This is a genomic window from Variovorax sp. 01T432 (assembly GCF_056398605.1).
Map to the genome: position 1 here is coordinate 55,849 of NZ_JBFTPS010000029.1, position 23,697 is coordinate 79,545.

Below are 23,697 nucleotides of genomic sequence, written 5' to 3' on the forward strand. Positions count from 1 at the left end.
GATGGGCCGCGACCCGACAAGCCCAACAACAACGGAGAAACCATGCGCATTCGCCTCGGACCCCTGGCCCTTCTCGGAGTTCTCGCCGTCGCCGCCCTTTCAGGCTGCGCCGGCATGACACCCGCGACGCCGCAGCGCCAGCTCATGCTGGTCGGCAACGACGAAAAGCAGTCCTGGACCGACGCCGGTGTCGGCGTGATCGGCGCGCCGGGCCGCGACACCGTGCAGGTGCTCGACATCGGCAGCGATCCGCTCGCGCCGAAGATCCTGGGCACCCTGCCGCTCTCCAACACCATCGCCGGCCCGCCGACCAACCTGGCCATCACGGCCGACGAAAGGCTGGCGCTGGTCGCCAACTCGCTCAACGTGGTGGAGGAGAACGGCGTGCGCCGCCAGGTGCCCGACAACCGGCTCTTTGTGATCGACCTCACTGCCACGCCGCCGAAGCTCATCGACACCGTCGCCGTCGGCAAGCAGCCCTCGGGCCTTTCGATCAACCGCGCGGGCACGCTGGCGCTGGTCGCCAACCGCGCCGACAACTCCATCAGCGTGCTGCGCATCGCGGGGCAGAAGATCACGCTGATCGACACGGTGGCGATGGGCGATTCGGTTTCGCACGTGCGCTTCACGCCCGACGGCCGGCGCGCACTGGCGACCAAGTTCCCCAGCCACAAGGTCGCGCTGCTCGACGTCGACGGCGAGAAGGTCACCTACAACAAGCTCGATCTGGCCGCGGGCCTGTGGCCCTACAACGTCGACGTGACGCCCGACGGCAAGCTCGCGCTCACCTCGGACAACGGCAACTCCGGCGCCTCGGACGGCCAGGTCGACACGGTGAGCGTGATCGATCTCGAGGCCGTTCCGCCGCGCGTGATCGACAAGGTCGTGGTCGGCGACGGTCCCGAAGGCCTGGCCGTGAGCCCGACCGGCAAGCTCGCGGTCGCAGTGATCCTGCGCGGCAGCAACGCGGCGAAAAACGCCTATTTCTACAACCGCAACGGCTCCGTGGTGGCGCTGCGGATCGACGGCAAGAAGGTCACGCGCAGCAACGAGGTCGAAGTGCGTGGCCTGCCCGAAGGCGCGGTGTTCAGCGCCGACGGCAAGTACCTCTACGTCGGCAACTTCATCGACCAGGACATCACGATCCTGCGCGTCGAGGGAGATACGCTGGTGCCCACCGGCAAGTCCTTCGCGCTGCAGGGGCACCCCGCGTCGATGCGGGGACGCCTCACGCACTGACAGCCCGGGCGCCGCGGAGGCCTTCCATGGCCTCGCGAGCGCCCCGATATGATCGCCGGATGCTGAATACCCTGGGCCCCTTCCTCATTCACTGGGCCATCACGGCCCTCGCGCTCTGGGTGGCGAGCCACATCTTCAGCGGCCTCAAGTTCGAGAGCACCTCCGCGCTGGTCGTCTCCGCGCTGCTGCTCGGCTTTGCCAACGCGATCATCAAGCCGCTGCTCATCGTGCTCACGCTGCCGCTCACGCTGCTGACCTTTGGCCTCTTCCTCCTCGTCATCAATGCGCTCATGATCCTGCTGGTGTCGGCGCTGGTGAAGGGCTTCAGGGTTTCTGGCTTCTGGACGGCGCTGTTCGCGAGCATCTTCATCTCGCTCCTGAGCATCCTGCTCGGCGCGATCTTCACCGGCGGCGATCCGGCCTCCACGATCCAGATGCCGCAGGGCGGGAACTGGCTGTAGCCCGCCTCCGAATCCATGGACATCACCCAAGCCGACCCGCCCGCCCTCGAAGACCCCGTTCGAACGGCAGGGCAGACCTTCATTCGCACGCGCTGGTCCTATCTCACGACGCGGACACGAGCGTCGCTTCGACGAAGCGGCTTCTACGCCGACAACGGCAAGCCGCTCAACCCGGACGACGGCGGGCATGGACCCTACGAGGACGTGGCGCGGCTGGAGCTTTCGATCGGCGTGCTGCAGCAATGCGCCGCCGCAAGGCTGCCGGCCCGCGAGGACTTCGGCGCGAAGATCCCTGCCGAAGCGCTGACCGACGAGGTCGGCGCGGCGTGCGACGCCGTGCTCTTCGTGCCGGAGTGGCGGGACCCGGAGTTTCTTCGCCTGGCGCTTCGAGCGACCCAGGCCCATTGCCTGGCCAGGACCCTGACCGTGGCCGGCCCGGCCCGGCAGCCCGGCGGCGCGGCGCGCGCCGGCAGGCTCGTGAAACTCGGTCTCGTCCTGCTTTCGCCGGCGGCGGCTTCGGCGGCACTGGTCACGGCCCTGCAGGCGAACCTGCTCGCCGCGACGAGCGCGATGTACCTCGTGGGGGCGGCCGCCCTGGCGGCAAGGGAACTGGCGCGCGGCAAGACCCAGGACCAGCCGACGCAGGCGGAGCGCGACTACCTCGCCTGGAGCCGGTATCAGCTCGACCGCAGCCCGGCGGCATTGGGTGCGGGCGATCGGGTGCGGCTCGAGCAGATGGCCGCGGCCGGTGTCCCCGTGCCGCTGATGGCCTTCGACCTCTGCGCGGCGCTGCAGGTGGAGGCGTCACGACCCCTGGACGAGCCACCGCGCCGGTAAGCCCGAGCGCCGCCGCTTCAGGCGGGCATGCGCCGGATGGCACGGATCACACGGTTGCGTGTGGACGCTGCCTGGCGCCGGCGGCGCGCGACGGATTCGAAGGCATGCGCGATGGCCTCGGCCGTCGCATCCCCCTGTTCGCCCCGAACGCGCCAGGATTGAGCGAGTTCTTCCATGCGGGCCGGGTCCAGGCGCGTGAGGTGCAGGTCGTCCGCATCGACGGGCACGGACACTTCGGCCGGGCCGGGCCTTGCAGCACGCAAGAGGCCCAGCAGACCCTTGCGGGACCATTTGAGATCGGAGGTAGTGAGGGAGGGCATGTAATGAATTGTATGTATCCGTTACATCCTGAACGAGGTCAGATGTCACGCTTCAAGCTGAAACGAAGTCAAAAGGTTTCAGTTTTCAGCACGCAACTCATCCGCGGCCGGCACCCACCGCGAGCGCGCGCAGGCTGGTGCGTTCGTTCGCGAGCGACCAGGCGAACACGCCGAGCCCTGCCAGTGCCAGCAAGGCGCCCACCCATCCGGTCGAGGTCCAGCCCAGGCCGGCGGTGATCGCGGCGCCACCGAGCCACGCTCCCAGCGCGTTCGCGGTATTGAAGGCCGAATGGTTGAGCGCAGCGGCCAGCGTCTGCGCGTCGCCGGCCACATCCATCAGGCGGATTTGCAGCGCCGGGCCGATGGCGACGATGGTGCCGATCAGGAAGACGTTGAGGGCTGCTGTCGCGATGTGGTGCGCCGCGAAGGAGAAGGTGCTGAGCACCAGGGCCGACCAGACGAGCAGGCCGCCGATGGTGCGCATCAGCGACTTATCGGCGAGCCGCGAACCCACCAGGTTGCCCGCCACCATGCCCAGGCCGAACAGCGCCAGCACCAGGGGCACGCCCGCGACCGGCAGGCCTGCGACTTCGGTGAGGGTGGGCTTGATATAGCTGAACACGGAGAACATCCCGCCGAAGCCGATCGCGCCGATGCCCAGCGTGAGCCAGACCTGCTTGCGCCGCAGCGCCCCGAGTTCGCGCAGCGGCCCGGCGCCCGAGGGCGCGGGCATCGCGGGCAGGTCGCGACGCAGCATCACCATCGCGAGCAGCGCAATGGCGCCGACGAAGACGAAGGCAGCGCGCCAGCCGAACACCTGGCCCAGCCAGGCGGCGATCGGCACGCCGACCAGCGTCGCCCCGGTGAGCCCCAGCATCACCAGACCGACGGCGCGCGCGCGCCGGCCCGGCGGCGCCAGCGTGGCCGCCACCAGGGCGGCCACGCCGAAGTAGGTGCCGTGGGGCAAGCCGGTCGCGAAGCGCAGGAGGTTCAGGGACAGGTAGCCGGGCGCCAGGGCGCTCGCGAAGTTGCCGGCGGCGAAGACCGCCATCAGCGCGATCAGCAGCGCGCGCCGCTGCCAGCCCGAAGCGAGCACGGCCAGCACCGGCGCCCCGATCACCACCCCCAGCGCATAGGCGCTGATCACGTGGCCCGCCTGCGGAATGCTCACCCCGATGTCACTCGCCACCTCGGGCAGCAGGCCCATGATGACGAACTCGCCGGTGCCGATGGCGAATCCGCCGATGCCCAGCGCCAGCACGGCACGGGTGAAACTGACGGCGGAGGCGGGAACTGGCGGGGAGGAGGAAGCTGAGAGCATGGGGGCGGAGTGTCGGATCAGGGTTAACCCTGGATCGCGAACTTAGCATGCCATGCGGAACCCCCGCTGGGCCGGGGCGATGGTTGGAGTCGACATACCATGCTCGCTTCGACGCACATCAGGGTTACCGCACGCATGCTCACTACCGAAACGCCGCCTCGCGCCCCCGCCTGGGCACTTGTGACTGGCGCCTCCGCGCGGGGCGGGGCGGCCATCGCGCGCAGGCTCCATGCCGAGGGCTGCGCCATCGTCGTCCACCACTCGCCCCGGTCGTCCGAGGCCGCGGCGCTCCTGGCCGATGAACTCAACGCGGCGAGGACGGCCTCGGCGCGCTTGTGGTGTGCGGACCTGGCGTCCCACCCCCTCGACATTCCGGATTGGCTGCTGCAACTGGGCGTCGAGACCTGCGTGTGCAACGCCTCGGTCTACGAACGCAGCGCGCTGGAGGACGCCGAGCGCAGCCGAATCGACCTCGGCGTTCATGTGCTGGCCCATGCATCGATCCTGTCCGCCCTGCGGCCTTCACTGCGCTCCGTGGTGGCTGTCACCGACATTCACGTCGACCGCGCAGTGCCCGGATACGTCTGGTACACGACTTCCAAGGCCGCCTTGCAGGCGATGGTGCTGGCGCTCGCCATGGAATGGGCGCCCCGGGTGCGCTGCAACGTGGTTCAGCCCGGCACCCTGCCCTACCCCGAAGCCTGGACCGACCACGATCGCGCGCAGTCGATCCTCGCGTCCATCCCGATGAAGAGACCGGGCAGCTTCGAGGAGATGGCCGAGACCGTGGCCTGGCTCGCCTTGTGCGCGGGCTATGTGACCGGGCAGGTCATCGCCGTGGACGGCGGCCGCTCGCGCTGGCTGAGCTGAGCTGAGCTGAGCGCCGATCAAGCCTGGGCCGCTTGCGCGCGCCGCGCCGCAAGCCGCACGTACCAGTCGAGGCTGCCCGGGTTCGCCATCGCCTCGCGGTTGACCACCTTCTCGAGCGGCTGGCCGAGCAGCAGCTTCTTGATCGGCAGCTCCTGCTTCTTGCCCGACAGCGTGCGCGGTATTTCCGCCACCTGGAAGATCTCGTTGGGCAAGAAGCGCGGCGACAGCGATGTCCGGATGGCGTTCTCGATCTTCGCGCGCATGGCGGCGTCGAGCACGATGCCCTCGCGCAGCACCACGAACAGCGGCATGTAGCTCTCGCGGCCGAGGTATTCGAGGTCAACCACCATCGAGTCGAGCACCTCGGGCAGGGCTTCGACCGCGCTGTAGATCTCGCTGGTGCCCATGCGCAGACCCTGGCGGTTGATGGTGGCGTCGCTGCGGCCGTAGATGATGCAGCCGCCGTCCTCGCCGATGCGCAGCCAGTCGCCGTGGCGCCAGACGCCGGGGTAGGTGTCGAAATAGCTCGACAGGTAGCGCGCGTTGCCCTCGTCGCCCCAGAAGTACAGGGGCATCGACGGAATGGGCCGGGTGCATACCAGTTCGCCGACCTCGCCGATCACGGGCTGCCCCGATTCGTTCCAGGCCTCGACCGCGGCGCCGAGGTAGCGGCACTGCATCTGGCCCGGCACCTCGGGCAGTTCGCGGTTGCCGCCGACGAAGGCGCCGCAGAAGTCGGTGCCGCCCGAAATGTTGTACCACCAGATCTCGCCCGTCCCTCCCGCTTCGGCATGCGCCGCCTTGAGCTGGGCGGTACCCCAGCGCTGCACATCTTCCGGCAGGGGCGACCCCGTGCTGCCGAGCGCGCGCACCCGGGAGAGGTCGCCGCAATCCTTCACCTCCAGTCCTGACTTCATGCAGTGGGTGAAATAGGCCGCCCCCGCCCCGAAGAAGCTGACCTTGTGCCGCGCCACGAAGCGCCACAGCACGCCCCAGTCCGGCTTCTCCTTGCTTCCGGCGGGATGCCCGTCATAGATGCAGATCGTGGTCCCGGAGGCCAGCCCCGAGAGCTGCGAGTTCCACATGACCCAGCCTGTCGAGCTGTACCAGTGGTAGCGCTCGCCATGGTTGTTCGCGCTGTAGCTGGGCCCCAGGTCGTGATGGAGCCCGCAGGCATACATGTTGAGGATGATGCCGCCCTGCCCATGCACGATGGGCTTGGGCAGGCCCGTCGTGCCGCTCGAATAGACGATCCAGATCGGATGGTCGAAGGGCAGCCATTCGGGCTCGAAGGCGGCGGTCGCGGCATCGTCGCGCGCCACGGCCTCGCGCCATTCGGCGTCGGCCGGGATCGGCTTCGCGGCGAAAGCGGTCCTCAGCAGCACGAGCTTGCGGACGCTGGGCAGCGAGGCACGCAGTTCCTGCACCACGCCGCCGCGGTCCAGCGGCTTGCCGCCATAGTGCACGCCATCGGCGGCGATCAGGACCTTGGGTTCGATCTGGCGGAAGCGCTCGACCACCGCGGCCGTGCCCATGTCGGGCGCGCACACGCTCCATATCGCGCCGATGCTCGAACAGGCGAGGAAGGCCACCAGGGTCTCCGCGACATTCGGCAGGTAGGCGGCGACGCGGTCTCCGCGCACCACACCCAGCTCGCGCAGCGTCAGCGCGAAGGCGGCGATCTGCCGGCGCAGTTCGGGCCATGACATCTCGCGCGCCTCGCCCAACTCGTTGTCGCTGACGATCGCCGGCATGCCGGCCGCGTGCGCCGCATCGGCATGGCGCAGCACCTCGCGCGCATAGTTCACCTGGGCGCCGGGAAACCAGCGCGTGCCGGGCATGTGCGCATCGACCAGCACGGCGCTCGCGGGCGTCGGCGAGTGCATGCCGCTGAAGTCCCAGATGCTCTGCCAGAAGGCATCGAGATCCGTGACCGACCAGCGCCACAGGGCGTCATAGGAGTCGAAGCGCAGGCCGCGTGTCTCGCGCAGCCAGTTCTGATAAAGACGGATCCGGGGGATGAAGGGGGTCGGGGTTGGGTTCACCCACCCAGCCTAACGCGACACCCCGTGGCGCTTCAATGCGGGAAAGCACACCTTCACCGATCTCGCCCGTTCAAGGCACGTTGGCCGTGCTGAGCTGAAAAGGCTTGCCGGGCAAGGCCATGCTGCCGCCGAATTCGAAGGGGTCGTTTCCCCCCGGGCCCATCCCGCAGCCAGGCGGCTGGCAGCCCCACGCGGCGCCGCGGTCAGCGAACACGACCTTGCCGTAGCGATAGTTCGAGAGGGCCTTGCCCGCGTAGTCCGCGATGGTCAGGATGTGGCCGGCGGTGGCGAAGTTGTCGGCGTCCTCCACCGCCACCGGATCGACGATGCGGCTGTCCTCCAGCGTGCGCACCACCTTGCCGGCATTGCCATCGGGCGTGAAGCGCACCCACTGGATCTTGCGGTCCCCGCGCGAGGCCACGAGCACCTGCCGGTTCAGCGGCTCGATGCCGTCGTCGCCGGGCTCGCTCTTGGAAACCGCGAGCGAGGTGGGGTTGCGGCCCACCGCCACGCTGCCGCGCTCGACGATCCCGGCCGCCGAAGCCGTGCCGCCGGGCACATGGTCGCCGAGGTCGAAGATGCGCAGCGTGCCGTCCTGCGTGGCAATCCAGGCGCGCTGCACCGGGCCGAACTGCGTGGTTCGCACGGCCGTGGGCCGCGCCCCGAGCGACACCGTCCTGATCACCCGCGGCGCCTGCTGCGGCTTGTAGGCGAAGGCGTGCGGCCATTGGCTGTCTCCCTGGCCCAGATTGCCCACGGTGGCATTGAAGGTCGCCTGGTCGCCACCGAAGTAAACGCTGTTGACGTAGGCGAACAGCGGCTTCAGGTCGATGAAGGCCGCCTTCTGCTCCGACTTCGAAATGACCGCCGCAACGCCGCCCTTGGCATAGCGCACGAAGTTGTCGCCTCCGCTCAGGAAGGTCCGGCGGTTGGCCTCGCGGGTCAGGGGAGTTTCGAGCCCGACGAAATTGCCGCCGCCCAGCATCGTGTTGAACGGATCCATGCCCGTGGTCACGGCGATCCCCGTCGGCGCCGCCATGCCGGGCAAGTCGATGTAGCCCAGGATCTTCATGAAGGCGATGTCGCCCATGTTCGGCAGCCCGGGATACACGCCCATCCACTCGTGCCACCAGTCGTACCAGGCCGAGGGCGTGTCCGGCTTGCAGCCGTCGCACAAGCCCGCCAGCGCCACCACCGCCACCTGGCCCTTGAGCGCGCTCGTGTCCCACACCGTGACGAAGGCGAACTCGCTGCTGCCGGTCATGGCAACGGCTGTCGGGACCTTGTTGGCGGGAAGTCTCACTGTGGTCCTGTTGCGCGCCGTGTTGCTGCCGGAAGTGCCGAGCAGCCCGTTCTGGTAGGCCACCACGCTGGTGGCGCAGAAGCCGGCGCGACCGCCGCAGCGGCCCAGAGCGATGGGCGGCGCCCCCGCGAGTAGGCCCTGCGCCTTGTAGGCGAGCGCGTTCAGGCTGTCGATGCCGCCGCCGGGCTCGCCCGCCATGGTCCAGCTCAGCTGGGGCAGCTGCGCGAAGGTGTTGAACTCGTAGCCGGAGATCTGCAGGTCCGCCACGCCGACGCGGGCGGCGGGGTCGTCGGCCACGAAGAGCACGTTCGCCTGGTTGGTCGAATAGGCGCCGGCCGCCACCTGGTCGTTGGTCGCATCCCCGGGATTGCGCGGCCCGCCCACCTGCCAATGCGACACGCCGTTGCGCGCGGCGACGTCGGGACGCTTGTGCCATGTCGGCAACCCGGCATTGCCCCTGCCGTAGCTCGCAGCATCCGGCCCGAAGCGGTAGGCGATGCCGGCCTCCCGGCCCAGCTTCGCGGCCATGGCCACATAGGCCGCGGGCACGATGGCGCGCGAGGCGTCGACGATGTCATTCGGCAGCGCCGGCCCCGCACCCCACGCGGCGAGGCTCGCCAGGGCCGCCGCGGCGGCGGCAACGAACTTGATCGCGGTCGTTTCTTCAGGCATCAGCCGAGCATCGGGCCGGTGCCCCTGCAGGTCAAGCCCAGGCTTCCAGCACCGCGCCGCGCACCGCATCCACCGCCGCCGTCGGCCTGACCCCGGCCGGCGCCACCCAGCACAGCCAGCTGTGCGAGCGCCAGTTCGGCCAGATCTTCAACTCGCCATTGCGCTCGGCCTGCAGCGCCTGGTCGTGGCGAAGCAGCCCGGCGCCTATCCCGCTCGCGACCATGCTGCGCGTGGCGCTCTCGCTGTCGGAGGTCATCGATGGGCGGTACTCGCGGCCAGCGCTCGCGAACAGGCGGTCCAGGTGAGTGCGCAGGATGCAGGTGGGCGGTGTGCCCACCCACGGCGCACCGGTCAGCTCGTTGAGACTCATGTCCGGACGTCCGCCGGCCAGCGCGAGCGGCAGCACGACCACCAGGTCGACGACGCCCAGGCGCCGCAGCTCCAGGCCATCCACCTCCTCGTCATCGCTGAGCGCATAGGCGCAGTCCAGCTCGCCGCGCCGCACCGCGCCGATCGTCTGGTGCGACAGGCCCTGCTGGAGCTGCAGCATGACCTGCGGATGACGCTCGGCCAGCTTGACCAGCACGTCGCCGAGCCGCAGTGCGACCGGGTCGACGACCGTGCCGAAGCGCACCACGCCCTGCGCCGCACCGCGTATCTGCTCCGCCGCCGAGCGCATGCGCATTGCGGAGGCGAGCGTGCGCTCCGCTTCCTCGAGCAGCCTGTGTCCGGCTTCGGTGGGCGTCATGCCGCGCGGCGTGCGCTCGAACAGCTTCACGCCGAGTTCGTCCTCCAGCGCCCTGAGCTGCGCGCTCACCGCCGGCGCGCTGGTGAATACGCGCTCTGCCGCGCGGGTCAGGCTGCCCTCGCGGGCGATCGCCACAAAGGTCTTGAGTTGATAGAGCTCCATGGCGCAAATTGTGAGCGCATCGGGCGGCGCCCGCGTTCGCAAAAGTGGAGACCCCCGTCCAAAGAAACGAATGGTCATCACCGGCCCGCGCCTCCATCCTTGCCTCATCGCTTCAAGCTCAAAGGCAGGTCATGCTCCAAACCAACGCACGCACGCTCGGCATCGCAGCGCTGCTCCTCGCCACCTCCACATGGGGCGGCATGTTCCTGGTCAGCAAGGGGATCCTTCACGAGGTCGACCCCGTCTGGTTCACGCTGATCCGCTACAGCCTCTCCGCCATCGTCTTCGTGTCCTTGCTCGTTCCGCGCGGCGCCGCGCCGTGGCGCAGGCTGCGTGAACACGCACTGCCGCTGGCCCTGCGCGGCGTGGCCGGATTCGGGATCTTCAGCGTGATGCTGCTGACCGGGCTGGCGCATTCGGTGCCCTCGCACGGCGCCATCATCATGGCGACGACGCCCATGACCACGCAGCTGCTGCGCTGGGCGCTCGACGGCGTGCGGCCCGCGAGCTCGACGCTGCTCACCAGCCTGCTCGCGCTGGCGGGGGTCGTCATCGTGTCCGGCGCGCTCTCGTCCCATGGCGGGCAGCACGGCGCATCGACAGCCCCGGGCGACGCGGTGGCCTTCGTCGGCACGCTGGGCTGGGTCTGGTACACGCGCGGCGCGGCCCAGTTCGCCAACAGGCTCGATGTCGTCGAGTACAGCGCGTTGACGGTGCTGGCCTCGTGGCCCTTGCTGCTGGTCGGCGCCCTGGCGGCCACCGGCCTCGGCCTGGCCCGGGTGCCGAGCGCGGCGGGCCTGCAGCAGTCATGGCATGTACTGGTCTATGTCGGACTGATGTCTTCCGCCCTCGCGGTGCTGGCCTTCAACCACGGCGTGCGCACCCTGGGCGCCGTGACGGGCACGGCCTTCCTGAACTTCGTTCCGGTGTCGGCGCTGCTCATGAGCGTGGCGCAGGGCAAGCTGCCATCGGCCAACGAACTGCTGGGCATGGCCATGGTGATCGGGGCGCTGCTGATCCATACGGCGAGCAGCCGCACCGGTGCTGCCGTCGCCGCCCGCAGCGGCGCGCCAGGCCGTATTTCATCTGCAACACCCGCACGATGCAGCTGAAATATCCCTCAAACTAGCGCAACCGGAGCGAAACGCAGCGCTGCGAGAGTGGCGCCTCGAACAAGAGCCCGGCGTTCGGCAACCCTTGGATCGAGGAGCACTTCTTTGAGCTGGAAAAACACACCGGACCGCTTCGGTTCCCTGTCCATCGGCCTGCACTGGTTGATGGTGCTGCAGCTGATCGCCGTCTATACGTGCATCAACCTGAGCAACTTCTACCCCGAGAACTCCCCTCCGGCCCGGGCATGGGAACACTGGCATTTCATGATGGGGCTGAGCGTTCTCGCGGTCGTCCTGGTCCGCATCGCGGCCCGGCTGACGGGCGTCGTGCCCGCGACGCTGCCGGGGACGCCCGCATGGCAGCGCAGGATCGCCGGCCTGACGCATCTGGCGCTCTATGCACTCTTGCTCTGCATGCCGATCCTGGGCTGGCTCACGCTCAGCTCGGCCGGAATGGCGATCCCCTTCTTCGGGCTGGAGCTTCCCGCATTGCTCGCCAAGGACCGCAACCTTGAGCACAGCCTGGAAGCGATCCATCGGACACTGGGCACGATCGGCTACTACCTGATCGGTCTGCATACCCTGGCGGCGCTGTACCACCACTATGTGCTCAAGGACGCCGTCCTGAAGCGGATGCTGCCGGCGGCCGGCAAATGATGCACTTCGCTCGACATCGCGAGCGTCATCGCAACGGAAACGCAGGCTGGCTGCGCGCGGCCGTGCTGGGCGCCAACGACGGCATCGTCTCGACCGCGAGCCTCGTCCTCGGCGTCGCGGCCGCGCATGGCACCACCGGCAGCATCCTCACAGCCGGCGTGGCGGGTCTCGTCGCAGGCGCGATGTCGATGGCCGCGGGCGAATATGTCTCGGTGCATTCGCAGGCCGACGCCGAAAAGGCGGACCTGCAAAAGGAGGTTGCCGAACTGGCGGCCGATGGCACCGGCGAGCACCGCGAACTGGCGGCCATCTACGTCGGCCGCGGATTGAAGCCGGCCCTGGCCGAGGAGGTCGCCGCGCAGTTGATGGCCCATGACGCGCTCGATGCGCACGCGCGGGACGAGCTCGGCATCGTGCCCGCTTCGCGCGCCCGACCGGTACAGGCGGCCTTCGCGTCGGCCGCGAGCTTCGCTGTCGGCGCGGCGCTGCCGCTGCTGGTGGCCGCGCTGTCGCCCTCGGCGGCCCTGGCCATCCTGGTCGTCGTGACCTCTCTCGTCTTCACGACCGCGCTGGGTCTGGTGTCCGCACGCGCCGGAGGCGCGCCCGTGTGGGTCGCCGCCTGGCGGGTCACTTTCTGGGGCGCGCTGGCCATGGCCATCACCTGGGGCGTCGGGTATCTGGTCGGCGTCGCCATCTAGCCCGCCGAAACAAAACCGTTCGACAGTCTGAAGCAGTTCCTTGATGAAGCACGCCATGCCCTCTGCCCGGCGCAGTGCCGCCCGTCCGCGGCGCACCCTCTGCCGCGCCCTCGCTCCTTCCCTGATGGGCCTCGCCGCGTATGCCTGCCTCGGCGTTCTCGCCGGCCCGGCCGCCGCTGCCGATGACGCGGGCGCGGCCGCCCCCGATCCGGTCTTCAGCCCCTCCCTGACCTACGACGGCACGGCGGCGCGCGTGGTGCGGGGCGGCACGCGCACCGGCAGCGCCTACGTGGGCAATCTTCATCTTCGCCTGCTGGCCAAGGCGCCCGCGGACTCGCCCTGGCCCGGCACGACGGCCTTCGCGGACGTGCTCGACATCCATGGCAGCAACGCGAGCCCGAGCACGCTGGCCGGCGTCGCGCAGAACGTCAGCAACATCGAGGGGCCGCACGGGACCCACATCGAAGAACTCTGGGTACAGCACAACTTCGCGGGCTCCGGCGTGTCCTTACTGGCGGGCATCTACGACCTGAACAGCGAGTTCTACCGCCTCCAGTCGGCGGGCCTCTTTCTCAACAGTTCATTCGGCATCGGACCCGAGTTCGCGCAAAGCGGCGTGGAGGGCCCCTCGATCTTTCCGCGCACCTCCGCCGGCGTGCGCATCTCCGCCAAGCCGGCCCCCGGCGTGGTGCTGCGCGCGGCGGTGCTCGACGGCGTGCCCGTGGTCAGGCCGGACGGCACGAACGGCCTGTTCCGCTCGGGCGACGGCCTGCTCGGCGTCGCCGAGGCGGCCTTTCTTTCGCGGCCCAACGCCGCCGAGGACGACCCCTCGAGCGCGCGGCAGAGCCTGGGCCGCTTCTCGGCACTCCCGCCCTACGTGGACAAGCTGGCGTTCGGGCTGTGGCGCTATACCGGCAGGTATCCCGACATCGGCCCGCCCGACCCGGTCCAGGGCCCGGGCTTGCCCCGGCCCAGTTCCGGCGGATACGCAGTCGGCGAGGCGCGCATCCTGGGCCGCGAGCCTGACGCGAAGCGCACCCTCTCCGCCTTCGCGCAACTGGGCCTCGCCAGCACGGCCACGAATCGCTTCGGATCCTACGTCGGCGGCGGGCTCGTCGGCACCGGCTGGATTCCGGGGCGCGATTCGGATCAGATCGGCATCTCCATCGCGAGCGCGCGCAACGGCTCGCCGTACTTGAACGCGCAGCAGGCGCTGGGGCAGCCTGTCTCGCGCGCCGAGACCACGATCGAATTGAGCTACCTGACGCAACTGACGAAATGGCTGTCCGTGCAGCCCGACCTGCAATACGTCAGGCATCCGAACACCGACCCCATGCTGTCGAATGCATGGGTCGCGCAGCTACGCTTCGAGCTTGCCTTCTAGGCTGCGCAATGCGGCTTCGGCCTGGGCAAGCTCCTGCTCGCGCAAGCGCCGCCCGGCCGCGGACAGGGTCGGAAGATCCCGCATCAGCTGTTCGCTCATCCACTTGAGCTTGAGCGCAAGCGACGCAACAGTCTCGACCTTCGACTAGAACACCCGCGGGGAACCGAGAGGAAAGGCGTGGAGCCGCCTGCTGCACACTCGTCGACTCGCGCCCCGAATGCCGGGCCGCATCAGGAGACCCCGCCGTGTCACGACAGATCCCCCCACTGAACCCGCTGCGGGCCTTCGAGGTCGCCGCCCGGCACCTGAGCTTCACGCGCGCCGCCGACGAGCTGTTCGTGACGCCATCGGCCGTCAGCCACCAGATCAAGACGCTCGAGGAGAGCCTGGGCATCGCGCTGTTCGTGCGCGACACCAAGTCGCTGCTGCTCACCGCCGCGGGCAAGGCCTACCTGCCGGGCGTGCAGGAGGCCTTCAAGCAGCTGGTGTACGCCACGCACCAACTGCACCAATCGCAGGGCGTGCCCTCGCTCAAGATGAACCTGCCGCCGACCTTCGCGGCCAAGTGGCTGATACCGCGCATGCGCCGCTTCATGCAGGCGCATCCGGAGATCGATCTCAAGATCTCCACCTCCAAGCACATGGTCGACTTCACTCGCGAGGACTTCGACATGGCTGTCCGCTACGGCCGCGGCATCTACCCCGGCCTGTACTCCGAGCTGTGCCTGCCGGTGGAGATCTTCCCGGTGTGCAGTCCCGCGCTGATGGAAGGGCCGCATCCGCTGCGCACGCCCGACGATCTTCGGCATCACACGCTGCTGCACGACGAGAGCACCTATGCCGACGTGAGCAATCCCAACTGGGCGATGTGGTGCGCGCACGCGGGCGCGACGCAGGTGGATGCGAGCCGCGGCCCGTCGTTCTGGCCCAGCCACCTGGTGATCAGCGCCGCGGCCGACGGGCTGGGCGTCGCGCTCGCGAAGAAGCACTGGGTCGCCAAGGACCTCGCCGACGGCGTACTCGTGCGCCCCTTCGATATTCCCCTCCCGGTGGAGTTCTCCTACTTCATCGTCTTTCCGCGGGAGCGCATCCGCGATGCGCGCATCGTCGCCTTCGTCGAGTGGGTGCGCGAAGAACTTGCACGTGACGGCATGCTGCATGCGGCGCCCGCGGACGATGCCCTGGCCTGAGCGTTCATTGGAGCAGCGCCGCCCTCAGGCCGCCACGGCCGCGCGCTGCGGGCCGAAGGCCCCGGCGAGGCGCAGCGCCTCGATGCGCGCCGCGCTCAGGCCGATTTCGCCCAGCACTTCCTCCGTGTGCTGGCCCAGCAGCGGCGGCGCATGGCGCACCTGCTGCGGCGTGCCGCTGAGCTTGACGGGAAAGCCCAGCGCCTTGACGCGGCCTTCGACCGGATGATCGATCTCCATCACCATGTTGCGTGCCACCGCCTGCTCGCTGGCGAGCGCCTCGGCGTAGTTGTAGATCGGGGCGGCGGGCACGCCGGCGGCCAGCAGCGCGTCGACCCATTCGTCGGCCGGGCGCCGCGCGAACTCGGTTTCGATCTCGCGGATCAAGGCTTCGCGGTTGCGGATGCGCGCCACGTTGTCGATGAAGCGCGGGTCCGCCACCAGTTCCTCGCGCCCGATCACGCCGCACAACGCCCTCCACAGCTTCGGGTTGGCCGCGCCGATCACGAAGTGGCGATCCGAACCGCGCACCGCCTGGTAGGGCGCGCTCATGCGGTTGGCGCTGCCGATGGGCACCGGCAACTCGCCCGTCCCCCAGTATTCGGCCGACTCCCACACCGACAGGCCCAGCGCCGTCTCGAAGAGCGAGGCATCGATGTACTGGCCCTTGCCCGTGTGTTCGCGACCGATCACCGCGCTGAGGATGCCGTAGGCCGCGAACAGCCCCGCGCCCAGGTCGGCCAGCGGCACGCTCGACTTCACCGGCGCGGCGCCGGGATGGCCCATCACGCTCATCACGCCGGTCATGGCCTGCGCGATCAGGTCAAGGCCAGGGCGCGTGGCCCACGGGCCGGTCTGGCCGAAGCCCGAGATGCTGGCGTAGACCAGGCGCGGATTGATCACGCCCAGCGTGGCGTAGTCGATCTTCAGCCGGGCGGCCACGCCGGGGCGGTTGTTCTCCACCATCACATCGGCCTCGCGGACGAGATCGTAGAAGGCCGCCAGACCGGCCGGATTCTTGAGGTCCAGCTCGATGCTGCGCTTGTTGCGGTTGAGCGCAAGAAAGCCCGCGCTGTCCTTGCCCTTGAGCCGGAAGCCCATCGAACTGCGCGTCTGGTCGCCGACGCCCGGCGTCTCCACCTTGATGACGTCGGCACCCATGTCGCCCAGCAGCATGCAGCAGAAAGGGCCCGCCATGATCTGGCTGACGTCGAGCACCTTGATTCGCGAGAGCGGAAGAGTCACGTTGGAAGTCCTCGGTTGTTGCGATGCGGGCTCAGCGGCCGACGAAGGCCGGGCGCGTCTTCTCCAGGAAGGCGCGATAGCCGATGCGGAAGTCCTCGGTGTCGAAGCACTGGTAGGCCTCGTCGGCTTCCGCGGCGCCGAGCGGCGCCGGCTCCGCAAGCCGCCGCACGAAGCGCTTGTGCCAGCGCGCCACCAGTGGCGCGCCCTGTGCGATGCGGCGCGCGGTGGCGTAGCCCTGCTCGACCAGCTCGGCATCGGCGACCACGCGGTTGACCAGTCGCTTGGCGAAGGCCTCCTGTGCATCGAACACGCGGCCCTCGAGCAGGATCTCCAGCGCCACGGCGCTGCCGACCAGGGCGACCAGGCCACCGAGCTCGCCATAGGACATGGTCAGCCCCAGCTTGCTGACCGGCACGCCGAAGCGGCTCGATGCGGCGCAGATGCGCATGTCGCACACCGACGCCACCTCCAGCCCGCCACCCACGCAGGCGCCTTCGATCAGCGCCAGCGTCGGATGCCGACTGGCCGCGATCGCCTGCATCGCGCGGTGCGTGATCGCGCCGTACGCGCGAGCCTGCGCGGCGCTTTGCCGCGCACGCGTGAACTCCTCGATGTCGGCGCCGGCCGAGAAGGCCTTGCCGCCGGCGCCACGCAGCACGATGCAGCGCAGCGCGTCGTCGGCCCCGAGGCTGCCCATCGCCTCGGCCAAGCCTTGCCACATGCCGAGATTCATGGCGTTCATCTTGTCGGGGTTGTTGAGCGTGACGGTGGCGATGTGCCCGTCGCGCTCGACGAGGATGGGCTCTGGCATGGTGTTCTTGTCTCCGGATGTGATGAACCGGCGAAGTCTAGGCAGGGGGTTCGTCCACGCCAAACGAAAAAAACTGGGCAGGCCTTCAAGAAAAACTCTCGCGCCCTTGTGAAAATTTCTCGGCGAGGCTTCAAGTTATTCCACGTTGTCCGCCCGCGGCGCGCTTCCTAGACTCTCGGCCCACAAGCCCAGCGACAACGGAGACAACGTGGCCCTCGTCAACTACATCACGCAGATCCAGATCGAATTCGGCGCGCTGCGCGTGCTCGCGCAGGAATGCGAGCGCATCGGCATCCGCCGGCCCTTGCTCGTGACCGATGCCGGCGTGCGCGCGGCCGGCCTGCTCGAGCGGGTGCGCGCCGCGCTCGGCGCGGACAGGCCCCATGCCGTGTTCGACGGCACGCCCTCCAACCCGACCGAGCGCGCGATGCGCGAGGCCGTGGCCATCTACCTCGCGCAGGCCTGCGACGGTGTCATCGCGCTCGGCGGCGGCTCTTCGATCGACCTGGCCAAGGGCGTTGCCGTCTGCGCCACGCACGAAGGCCCGCTCAAGCGCTTCGCCGCCATCGAGGGCGGCGCGGCGCGCATCACCTCGGCCACAGCGCCGGTGATCGCCATTCCCACCACTGCGGGCACCGGCAGCGAAGTCGGCCGCGGCGCGGTGCTGATCCTCGACGACGGCCGCAAGGTCGGCGTGCTCTCGCCCTACCTCGTGCCCCGCGTCGCGATCTGCGACCCCGAACTCACGCTCGGCCTGCCGCCGCTGATGACGGCCGCCACCGGCATGGATGCCGTCGCGCATTGCATGGAGACCTTCATGGCGCCGGCCTTCAATCCTCCGGCCGACGGCATCGCGCTCGACGGTCTGCGGCGCGCCTGGCGGCACATCGAAACCGCGACCGCCTCGCCCGCCGACCGCACGGCCCGCCTGAACATGATGAGCGCGTCGATGCAGGGCGCCCTCGCCTTCCAGAAGGGCCTGGGCTGCGTGCACAGCCTGAGCCACTCGCTCGGCGGTCTGAACCCGCGGCTGCACCACGGCACGCTCAATGCCGTGCTGCTGCCGGCCGTGATCCGCTTCAACGCAGAGGCGCCCTCCATGCGCGAGGAACAGAAGCTGGCCCGCATGGCGCAGGCGATGGACCTCGCCGGGCCTGACGATGTCGCGCCTGCCATCGCCGGCATGACCCGCCGCCTGGGCCTGCCCACCGGCCTCGCCGCCATGGACGTGCGCGCGGATCTCTTCGCCCGCGCGATCGACGGCGCCCTGGCCGACCACTGCCACAAGACCAATCCGCGCGAGGCGAGCCGCCAAGACTACGAAGCCATGCTCACGGCCGCGCTGTGAGACCCGACAACACGAAGGAGACAAAGCCCATGCAGAGACGACACTTCCTCACCGCCGCGCTTGCCGCGGGGTCCGCCCCCTGGGTGCACGCACAGGCCACGCTGCCCGAGGGGCCGGTGCGCATCCTCGTCGGCTTTCCGCCCGGCGGCGGCACCGACGTCATGGCGCGCGTGATCGGCCAGAAGCTCTCGGTGCTCTGGAGCAAGCCAGTGACGGTGGAGAACAAGGCGGGCGCGGCCGGCGTGATCGCGGCCGATTTCGTCGCCAAGCAAGCGGGCGACGGCGCCACGCTGCTGATGACCAACATCAGCAATCACGCGATCGCGCCCGGCCTCTATCCCAACCTGCCCTACGACGTCGACCGCGACTTCACGCCCCTCATGCTGGTCGGCGTCACGCCCAACCTGCTGATCTGCAGCCCCAGGCAGCCCGCGCGCACGGTGAAGGAACTGGTCGAGCGCTGCCGGGCCAGGCCGGGCACGGTGAGCTTCGGCTCCTCCGGCGCGGGCTCCGCGCAGCACCTCGCGCTCGAACTCTTCAAGCTGCGCACCGGCATCCAGGCGCTGCACGTGCCCTACCGCGGCTCGGCGCCGATGCTCACCGATCTGATCGGCGGGCAGATCGACTACAGCTTCGAGACCATGACCTCGGCCACGCCGCAGGTCGCCAGCGGCCATCTGGTCGCGCTGGCCCAGACGCGCGGGAAGCGGGCGAGCGCCTTTCCGCAGGTGCCGACAGTCGCGGAGCTCGGCTATCCCGGCTTCGACGCCAGCACCTGGTATGGCCTCGTCGGCCCGGCGCGCATGCAGCCGGCCATGGTGCAGCGCATGAACCAGGACATGAACAAGGTGCTGGCCATGCCCGAGGTCGCCGAGAAGCTTGCGAGCTACGGCGCCGAGGACGGCGGCGGCCCGGCCGCGAAGTTCGTCGATTTCATCGGCGTCGAGAAGGAGAAGTGGGCCCGCGTCGTCAAGGAAGCCCACGTGACCGTCTGAGGAAGCCCCTCGGTCCGGCGCGGCGCGACTAGGGCAATTGCACGCGCTCTCGCAATTTGGGCGGCAGCAGCGAATGGAGCACGGCATTTCGCTTCTGCAAAAAGTCGTCCGTCGCTTCCGAGCCCAGGCCCACGGCCTGCGCGCGCTCGGCGGCCACGCCGATCTCCCTCGCCACGGACTCGAGCAGCTGCGGCTGTTCGCCGAGCGCACGCAGCACGCCGCTGAGCGCGGTCTGCGTGGCGTGGAGCGCCAGGCCCAGCGCACGGATCGCCTCGGTATGCGATTCGCTGATCTTCAGCAGGGTGATGTATTGCTCGTCGTCGTTCAAGGTGGTTCTTTCGATGGCATGCGTCGGGGGTGACCCCGCATTGTTCGTCCAAAGCGGCCTGCCCATCGCGAGCGGTGTGCAATAAGGCCCACGCGCCCGGGAAAAAGAGAGGGCTTTCGCGCGACCGAGGGATTCAGGGCACATCCCCGCGCCCTTCGGGCCCCAGGGAACGGCGTGCGACGACGCTTGACATGTTTTTTGATGACAAGCATCATCTATATATTCGTCGACCGGCACGAAGCCGCCATCTTCTTTCCCTACCAGGACATGTTCGCTCAACCCGTTTCCCTCTGGCTCCATCGACGGGGCATTCATTTCTCGTGGGTGGTGATGGCCATCGCCTTCCTGACGATGCTGGTGTCCTCGGCCGCGCTCGGCCTGCCGGGCGCCTTCCTGCGGCCGCTGAGCAGGGAGTTCGGCTGGACCACCGACCAGATCTCGTCCGCCATGGCCCTGCGCTTCATGCTCTTCGGGCTCATGGGCCCCTTCGCCGCCATCCTGATGGAGCGCTACGGGCTGCGCAGGATCATTTGCACGGCCCTGGTCCTCATCGCGTCCGGCCTGCTGCTGGGCACCCGCATGACCCAGCTCTGGCAGCTCGTGGCGCTGTGGGGCGTGCTGCTGGGACTCGGCTCCGGCCTGACGGCGCTGGTGCTCGGCGCCGTGGTGGCCAACCGCTGGTTCGACCAGCGCCGCGGCCTGGTGCTGGGAATGCTGACCGCGAGCTCCGCGACCGGGCAACTCGTCTTCCTGCCGCTGGCCGCGTGGCTGATCGAGCACTTCGGCTGGCGCGTCGCCATCGCGCCGGTGTTCACGAGTTGCCTGGTCGTCGCCGGCCTGGCCTTCTGCTTCATCCGCAACCGGCCGGAAGAACTCGGGCTCACGGCCTATGGCGCCGACCCGAGCGCCGCGAAACCCGCCGTGGCGGCACGGCGCATGACCCTGCTCGAACCGCTGACCGTGCTGGCCAAGGTCTCGCGCAACCCGACCTTCTGGGTCCTGTTCGGCACCTTCTTCGTCTGCGGACTGAGCACCAGCGGGCTCATCCAGACGCACTTCATCTCGCTGTGCGGCGACAACGGGCTCGCCGCGGTTCCCGCCGCATCCGTGCTGGCGATGATCGGCGCCTTCGACTTCATCGGGACCATCGGCTCGGGCTGGTTGTCGGACCGCTTCGACAACCGCAAGCTGCTCTTCTGGTACTACGGCCTGCGCGGCCTGTCCCTGCTGTGGCTGCCGCACTCGGACTTCACGCTGTACGGCCTGTCGCTGTTCGCGCTGTTCTACGGGCTGGACTGGGTCGCCACCGTGCCGCCGACGGTCAAGCTCGCCAGCGCGGCCTTCGACAAGGAACGCGGCGCGATGATCTTCGGCTGGATCTTCGCCGGGCACCAGCTCGGCAGCGCGGTGGCCGCCTACGGCGCGGGCCTGGCGCGCACCGTGATGTTCTCCTACACCCCCGCGCTGTACGCGGCGGGCGCGGCCTGCATCGTGGCGGCCGTCGCCGTCTTCCTGATCCGGCTCACGCCGCCTGTGGGCGGGAAGGCGCGGCCAGCACCGACTTCGGCAGCATGACGTGAATGCCCTTGTGCTCGTTCACCAGCTGGGTGACGCGCACATCGGCCGCCAGGCTCATCAGCATAAAGGCCTGCGCCCGGGTCAGCGCCGAACGGGCGGTGACCCAGTCGATCATGCGGCGCAAGGCGGCCTGCGCGGCGTCGTCCAGGTCCGGGTCCATGCCCATGGTGACGAGATGGGTCGGCGTTTCAGCGTGCGGGTAGGTCCAATGCAGGTCCTTGCGCAAGACCACTTCGACCGTGCCTTCGAGCGCGGTCTCGATGGCCGTCGTGCAGACTTCGCCATCGCCCTGCACCCCGTGCCCGTCGCCGAGCGAGAGCCGCCCGCCCTCGGTGTGCACCGGCAGGTAGAGCGTGGTGCCCGGGATCAATTCCTTGTTGTCCAGGTTGCCGCCATGCGCGCGCGGCTGGATGGTCGAGATGCCGCCCCAGGCCTTCGGCGGCGCCACGCCCATGACGCCGAAGAAGGGGCGCAGCGCAAGCTCCGTGCCCCAGGGCAGACGCCCGACGTTGCGCTCGCGGTCGAGCTTCACGATCATCTGCTCGCCGGTCGCGAAATCGTTCGGCAGCGCGCCGGCCAGCGGACGGATGAAGGTGTAGCCCCAGTCCTGGCGCAGGCGGATGTCCAGGATGCGGATCTCCAGCACGTCGCCGGGCTGCGCGCCCCGTACCGCGATGGGCCCGGTCAGGATGTGGCCGGGCAGCCGGCGCTGGCTCTTCTCGTGGATGCGCAGGAGCTCCGGTGGCACGTGGAAGCCCTCGCCCGGCAGGTTGGCGGGGCCGCCCGACACCGTCTCGACGGTGACGCGGTCCCCGCTGTCGATGGTAATCACGGGTTCGAGCGCGGCGTCGAACCAGCCCCAGTGAACGGTTTCCGGGCTGGCGGCGAGACGATGGTGAGTCATGAAAGGATGGGGCTGAGTTCTGGGCAGACGCATCATGACAGCGGGCGCCTCAGCTGGCCATCTGCAGGCCGACCACCCCGCCGATGATCACCGCGATGCAGACCAGCCTTGCCAGGGTGGCCGGATCGCCCAGCACGAAGATGCCCACCAGCGCGGTGCCGGCCGCGCCTATGCCGGTCCACACCGCATAGGCCGAGCCGACCGGCAGCTGGCGCAAGGCGATCGACAGCAGCACGAGGCTGCCCAGCAGCGATCCGGCCGTGCCCAGGGCGATCCAGGGCCTTTCGAAACCCGAGACATGCTTCAGGCCGATCGCAAAGAAGATCTCGAACGCGCCGGCCATCACGACCAGCGTCCACGACATGCCCAGGCTCAGCACGGCTAGCTCCTGTGGATTGCGATCAGGCACTCAGCAGCTTTCCGCTGAGGGCAATGTGCGCCGTGCGCACCGTGAGCACCGCCAGCGCAACGCTAAGCGCCACGAGGAGGACCAGGGCGACCAGCCAGAGCGGCCCGGTCGCGCGCGCCTCGGCATACTTCAGGGCGGCATTGACGAGCGCGGCCATCGGGAAGCTGATGGCCCACCAGCCCGGACTGAACTCGACGCTGGGCCGGAAGACCTTGGGCGCCACCACGATGAACATGAAGAGCGCGAAGTAGAAGAGCAGCGAGGCGACGCGATCGACCCCTCCCACCACGTTCGTGTAGGCGAGAAAGCCGACGGCAAACGGGGCCACCAGGATCATCAGGGAGGGCGTCATGCCGATGCTCAACGGCTCGTGGTGCACCAGCCGGACGATGATCATCACGAACAGCACCAGCGCCAGAACCCCGCCCACCGCGCCCGCGAAGAGATTCACCTCCTGCACCCAGGCCATCGGCATATGCGCCCCTGTCACGGCGATGTCGAGCGTGGCGACCCCGGGAATCAGCCACGCGGGCACCGCGTGCGCGGCATCGCCCTTTCCCTTGAGCAGGCGCGAGACCACGAGGAAGCTCAGACCGAACGTCGCGACAAGACCGACCACCCACACCGCGTGGCCGGCGACGGCACTGTAGGGCGCGATCACGGCCGACAAGAGCAGGATCGAGATCGCGATGGTGCCGAAGAAGTTGCCCGCCACCGGATGGCGAAACTCGGCGGCCACCGCATCGGCGTGCATCGCGAGCTTGGCCAGGTAGCCCAGCGCGAGCAGCACGAACACACCCAGCGCCAACGCGCCGATCAGCTCCCCGATGACGGCCGGCGCACCCAGGCTCCCGTGCGCGAGCCGCCACGCGAGCGCCAGCCCCGACAGGCCCATGACCGAGCCGAAGAGATTCACTGGCAGGTTCCGGATCGACGCACGCGCAGGCGGTTGATAGACCGGGAACGGAGGGCTCAGGGGCGGGCTGGACATGAAGGACTCCTTGGCTGAATATGTCGGTACACTTGATTTTCAGCCAACCTCACGGGCATGGCTTCGTCCAGG

Annotated in this window: 24 protein-coding genes; 12 read left to right on the forward strand and 12 right to left on the reverse strand. The window is 69.0% G+C overall.

Annotated features, from left to right (window positions below; genetic code table 11):
• Positions 1-42 precede the first annotated feature (42 nt).
• Genes AC1DNF_RS21355 through AC1DNF_RS21365 form a run of 3 tightly spaced genes read left to right on the forward strand, consistent with a single transcriptional unit; the run spans position 43 to position 2,537 of the window.
• The gene (locus tag AC1DNF_RS21355) at positions 43-1,239 is read left to right on the forward strand and encodes a lactonase family protein (protein WP_478150621.1); all 1,197 of its coding nucleotides are present in this window, start codon (positions 43-45) and stop codon (positions 1,237-1,239) included.
• A gap of 59 nt (positions 1,240-1,298) precedes the next feature.
• Positions 1,299-1,700, forward strand: a complete 402-nt coding sequence (locus AC1DNF_RS21360; protein ID WP_478150622.1) for a phage holin family protein — start codon at positions 1,299-1,301, stop codon at positions 1,698-1,700.
• A 15-nt stretch (positions 1,701-1,715) separates the two neighbouring features.
• The gene (locus tag AC1DNF_RS21365) at positions 1,716-2,537 is read left to right on the forward strand and encodes a hypothetical protein (protein WP_478150623.1); all 822 of its coding nucleotides are present in this window, start codon (positions 1,716-1,718) and stop codon (positions 2,535-2,537) included.
• A gap of 17 nt (positions 2,538-2,554) precedes the next feature.
• Here AC1DNF_RS21365 and AC1DNF_RS21370 read toward each other — a convergent pair whose 3' ends face one another.
• Both AC1DNF_RS21370 and AC1DNF_RS21375 read right to left on the reverse strand, forming a co-directional pair.
• Entirely contained in the window at positions 2,555-2,857 is a 303-nt protein-coding gene (locus tag AC1DNF_RS21370) for a hypothetical protein (protein ID WP_478150624.1), read from the reverse strand.
• 97 nt (positions 2,858-2,954) lie between these two features.
• Entirely contained in the window at positions 2,955-4,178 is a 1,224-nt protein-coding gene (locus tag AC1DNF_RS21375; RefSeq protein WP_478150625.1) for an MFS transporter, read from the reverse strand.
• A gap of 135 nt (positions 4,179-4,313) precedes the next feature.
• Here AC1DNF_RS21375 and AC1DNF_RS21380 point away from each other — a divergent pair, with 135 nt between their 5' ends.
• Positions 4,314-5,048 carry an SDR family oxidoreductase gene (locus AC1DNF_RS21380; RefSeq protein ID WP_478150626.1) on the forward strand — a complete coding sequence of 245 codons (735 nt, stop codon included), beginning with the start codon at positions 4,314-4,316 and terminating at the stop codon, positions 5,046-5,048.
• A gap of 17 nt (positions 5,049-5,065) precedes the next feature.
• Here the strand turns inward: AC1DNF_RS21380 and AC1DNF_RS21385 are convergent, their stop codons facing one another.
• From AC1DNF_RS21385 to AC1DNF_RS21395, 3 genes are all read right to left on the reverse strand, one after another.
• Positions 5,066-7,093 (reverse strand): acetoacetate--CoA ligase, encoded by a 2,028-nt coding sequence (locus tag AC1DNF_RS21385; protein ID WP_478150627.1) that lies wholly within the window; start codon positions 7,091-7,093, stop codon positions 5,066-5,068.
• Positions 7,094-7,163: 70 nt separating this feature from the next.
• Positions 7,164-9,068 (reverse strand): YncE family protein, encoded by a 1,905-nt coding sequence (locus AC1DNF_RS21390; RefSeq protein ID WP_478150628.1) that lies wholly within the window; start codon positions 9,066-9,068, stop codon positions 7,164-7,166.
• A 31-nt stretch (positions 9,069-9,099) separates the two neighbouring features.
• Positions 9,100-9,978: a LysR family transcriptional regulator gene (locus AC1DNF_RS21395; RefSeq protein ID WP_478150629.1), complete on the reverse strand. Its 879-nt coding sequence runs from the start codon at positions 9,976-9,978 to the stop codon at positions 9,100-9,102.
• A 131-nt stretch (positions 9,979-10,109) separates the two neighbouring features.
• Between AC1DNF_RS21395 and AC1DNF_RS21400 the strand changes: the two genes are divergently transcribed.
• The 4 genes from AC1DNF_RS21400 to AC1DNF_RS21415 all read left to right on the forward strand — a co-directional run bounded on the left by AC1DNF_RS21400 (position 10,110) and on the right by AC1DNF_RS21415 (position 13,829).
• Positions 10,110-11,090 carry a DMT family transporter gene (locus AC1DNF_RS21400; RefSeq protein ID WP_478150630.1) on the forward strand — a complete coding sequence of 327 codons (981 nt, stop codon included), beginning with the start codon at positions 10,110-10,112 and terminating at the stop codon, positions 11,088-11,090.
• A 105-nt stretch (positions 11,091-11,195) separates the two neighbouring features.
• Positions 11,196-11,747, forward strand: coding sequence for a cytochrome b (locus AC1DNF_RS21405; protein WP_478150631.1), 552 nt, complete (start codon positions 11,196-11,198; stop codon positions 11,745-11,747).
• Positions 11,744-12,445, forward strand: a complete 702-nt coding sequence (locus AC1DNF_RS21410; protein ID WP_478150632.1) for a VIT1/CCC1 transporter family protein — start codon at positions 11,744-11,746, stop codon at positions 12,443-12,445. The genes AC1DNF_RS21405 and AC1DNF_RS21410 overlap by 4 nt, the downstream gene beginning before the upstream one ends.
• Positions 12,446-12,500: 55 nt before the next feature.
• A complete protein-coding gene (locus AC1DNF_RS21415) occupies positions 12,501-13,829 on the forward strand; it encodes a carbohydrate porin (protein WP_478150633.1) in 1,329 nt (442 codons plus the stop codon).
• Here AC1DNF_RS21415 and AC1DNF_RS21420 read toward each other — a convergent pair.
• On the reverse strand, positions 13,806-13,928 hold the full coding sequence (locus AC1DNF_RS21420) for a hypothetical protein (RefSeq protein ID WP_478150634.1): 123 nt from the start codon (positions 13,926-13,928) through the stop codon (positions 13,806-13,808). The two genes, AC1DNF_RS21415 and AC1DNF_RS21420, sit on opposite strands and share 24 nt — an antisense overlap.
• Positions 13,929-14,074: 146 nt before the next feature.
• Between AC1DNF_RS21420 and AC1DNF_RS21425 the strand changes: the two genes are divergently transcribed.
• Positions 14,075-15,019, forward strand: coding sequence for a transcriptional regulator GcvA (locus AC1DNF_RS21425; RefSeq protein WP_478150635.1), 945 nt, complete (start codon positions 14,075-14,077; stop codon positions 15,017-15,019).
• A gap of 24 nt (positions 15,020-15,043) precedes the next feature.
• Here the strand turns inward: AC1DNF_RS21425 and AC1DNF_RS21430 are convergent, their stop codons facing one another.
• Both AC1DNF_RS21430 and AC1DNF_RS21435 read right to left on the reverse strand, forming a co-directional pair.
• Entirely contained in the window at positions 15,044-16,261 is a 1,218-nt protein-coding gene (locus tag AC1DNF_RS21430; RefSeq protein WP_478150636.1) for a CaiB/BaiF CoA transferase family protein, read from the reverse strand.
• Between the two features lie 31 nt (positions 16,262-16,292).
• Positions 16,293-17,072 carry an enoyl-CoA hydratase-related protein gene (locus AC1DNF_RS21435; protein ID WP_478150637.1) on the reverse strand — a complete coding sequence of 260 codons (780 nt, stop codon included), beginning with the start codon at positions 17,070-17,072 and terminating at the stop codon, positions 16,293-16,295.
• 208 nt (positions 17,073-17,280) lie between these two features.
• Between AC1DNF_RS21435 and AC1DNF_RS21440 the strand changes: the two genes are divergently transcribed.
• Positions 17,281-18,420 (forward strand): iron-containing alcohol dehydrogenase, encoded by a 1,140-nt coding sequence (locus AC1DNF_RS21440; RefSeq protein ID WP_478150638.1) that lies wholly within the window; start codon positions 17,281-17,283, stop codon positions 18,418-18,420.
• Positions 18,421-18,449: 29 nt separating this feature from the next.
• Positions 18,450-19,415 (forward strand): Bug family tripartite tricarboxylate transporter substrate binding protein, encoded by a 966-nt coding sequence (locus AC1DNF_RS21445; protein ID WP_478150639.1) that lies wholly within the window; start codon positions 18,450-18,452, stop codon positions 19,413-19,415.
• Positions 19,416-19,443: 28 nt separating this feature from the next.
• Here the strand turns inward: AC1DNF_RS21445 and AC1DNF_RS21450 are convergent, their stop codons facing one another.
• A complete protein-coding gene (locus AC1DNF_RS21450; RefSeq protein WP_478150640.1) occupies positions 19,444-19,743 on the reverse strand; it encodes a hypothetical protein in 300 nt (99 codons plus the stop codon).
• 267 nt (positions 19,744-20,010) lie between these two features.
• Here AC1DNF_RS21450 and AC1DNF_RS21455 point away from each other — a divergent pair, with 267 nt between their 5' ends.
• Positions 20,011-21,318, forward strand: a complete 1,308-nt coding sequence (locus tag AC1DNF_RS21455) for an MFS transporter (protein WP_478150661.1) — start codon at positions 20,011-20,013, stop codon at positions 21,316-21,318.
• On the opposite strand, the gene AC1DNF_RS21460 is transcribed toward AC1DNF_RS21455, so the two are convergent.
• Genes AC1DNF_RS21460 through AC1DNF_RS21470 form a run of 3 tightly spaced genes read right to left on the reverse strand, consistent with a single transcriptional unit; the run spans position 21,266 to position 23,625 of the window.
• Positions 21,266-22,225, reverse strand: coding sequence for an acetamidase/formamidase family protein (locus tag AC1DNF_RS21460; protein ID WP_478150641.1), 960 nt, complete (start codon positions 22,223-22,225; stop codon positions 21,266-21,268). The two genes, AC1DNF_RS21455 and AC1DNF_RS21460, sit on opposite strands and share 53 nt — an antisense overlap.
• A gap of 49 nt (positions 22,226-22,274) precedes the next feature.
• Entirely contained in the window at positions 22,275-22,604 is a 330-nt protein-coding gene (locus AC1DNF_RS21465; RefSeq protein WP_478150642.1) for a DMT family transporter, read from the reverse strand.
• A 22-nt stretch (positions 22,605-22,626) separates the two neighbouring features.
• Positions 22,627-23,625 (reverse strand): SLAC1 anion channel family protein, encoded by a 999-nt coding sequence (locus AC1DNF_RS21470; RefSeq protein ID WP_478150643.1) that lies wholly within the window; start codon positions 23,623-23,625, stop codon positions 22,627-22,629.
• Positions 23,626-23,697 lie beyond the last annotated feature (72 nt).

What these genes read in the sequence shown, in the direction of transcription:
- AC1DNF_RS21420 (WP_478150634.1), bottom strand. Translation starts at nt 13,928, where the DNA reads ATGAGCGAACAGCTGATGCGGGATCTTCCGACCCTGTCCGCGGCCGGG.
- AC1DNF_RS21410 (WP_478150632.1), top strand. Translation starts at nt 11,744, where the DNA reads ATGATGCACTTCGCTCGACATCGCGAGCGTCATCGCAACGGAAACGCA.
- AC1DNF_RS21400 (WP_478150630.1), top strand. Translation starts at nt 10,110, where the DNA reads ATGCTCCAAACCAACGCACGCACGCTCGGCATCGCAGCGCTGCTCCTC.
- AC1DNF_RS21435 (WP_478150637.1), bottom strand. Translation starts at nt 17,072, where the DNA reads ATGCCAGAGCCCATCCTCGTCGAGCGCGACGGGCACATCGCCACCGTC.
- AC1DNF_RS21380 (WP_478150626.1), top strand. Translation starts at nt 4,314, where the DNA reads ATGCTCACTACCGAAACGCCGCCTCGCGCCCCCGCCTGGGCACTTGTG.
- AC1DNF_RS21445 (WP_478150639.1), top strand. Translation starts at nt 18,450, where the DNA reads ATGCAGAGACGACACTTCCTCACCGCCGCGCTTGCCGCGGGGTCCGCC.
- AC1DNF_RS21375 (WP_478150625.1), bottom strand. Translation starts at nt 4,178, where the DNA reads ATGCTCTCAGCTTCCTCCTCCCCGCCAGTTCCCGCCTCCGCCGTCAGT.
- AC1DNF_RS21365 (WP_478150623.1), top strand. Translation starts at nt 1,716, where the DNA reads ATGGACATCACCCAAGCCGACCCGCCCGCCCTCGAAGACCCCGTTCGA.
- AC1DNF_RS21470 (WP_478150643.1), bottom strand. Translation starts at nt 23,625, where the DNA reads ATGTCCAGCCCGCCCCTGAGCCCTCCGTTCCCGGTCTATCAACCGCCT.
- AC1DNF_RS21370 (WP_478150624.1), bottom strand. Translation starts at nt 2,857, where the DNA reads ATGCCCTCCCTCACTACCTCCGATCTCAAATGGTCCCGCAAGGGTCTG.
- AC1DNF_RS21355 (WP_478150621.1), top strand. Translation starts at nt 43, where the DNA reads ATGCGCATTCGCCTCGGACCCCTGGCCCTTCTCGGAGTTCTCGCCGTC.
- AC1DNF_RS21415 (WP_478150633.1), top strand. Translation starts at nt 12,501, where the DNA reads ATGCCCTCTGCCCGGCGCAGTGCCGCCCGTCCGCGGCGCACCCTCTGC.
- AC1DNF_RS21455 (WP_478150661.1), top strand. Translation starts at nt 20,011, where the DNA reads ATGTTCGCTCAACCCGTTTCCCTCTGGCTCCATCGACGGGGCATTCAT.
- AC1DNF_RS21395 (WP_478150629.1), bottom strand. Translation starts at nt 9,978, where the DNA reads ATGGAGCTCTATCAACTCAAGACCTTTGTGGCGATCGCCCGCGAGGGC.
- AC1DNF_RS21360 (WP_478150622.1), top strand. Translation starts at nt 1,299, where the DNA reads ATGCTGAATACCCTGGGCCCCTTCCTCATTCACTGGGCCATCACGGCC.
- AC1DNF_RS21460 (WP_478150641.1), bottom strand. Translation starts at nt 22,225, where the DNA reads ATGACTCACCATCGTCTCGCCGCCAGCCCGGAAACCGTTCACTGGGGC.
- AC1DNF_RS21390 (WP_478150628.1), bottom strand. Translation starts at nt 9,068, where the DNA reads ATGCCTGAAGAAACGACCGCGATCAAGTTCGTTGCCGCCGCCGCGGCG.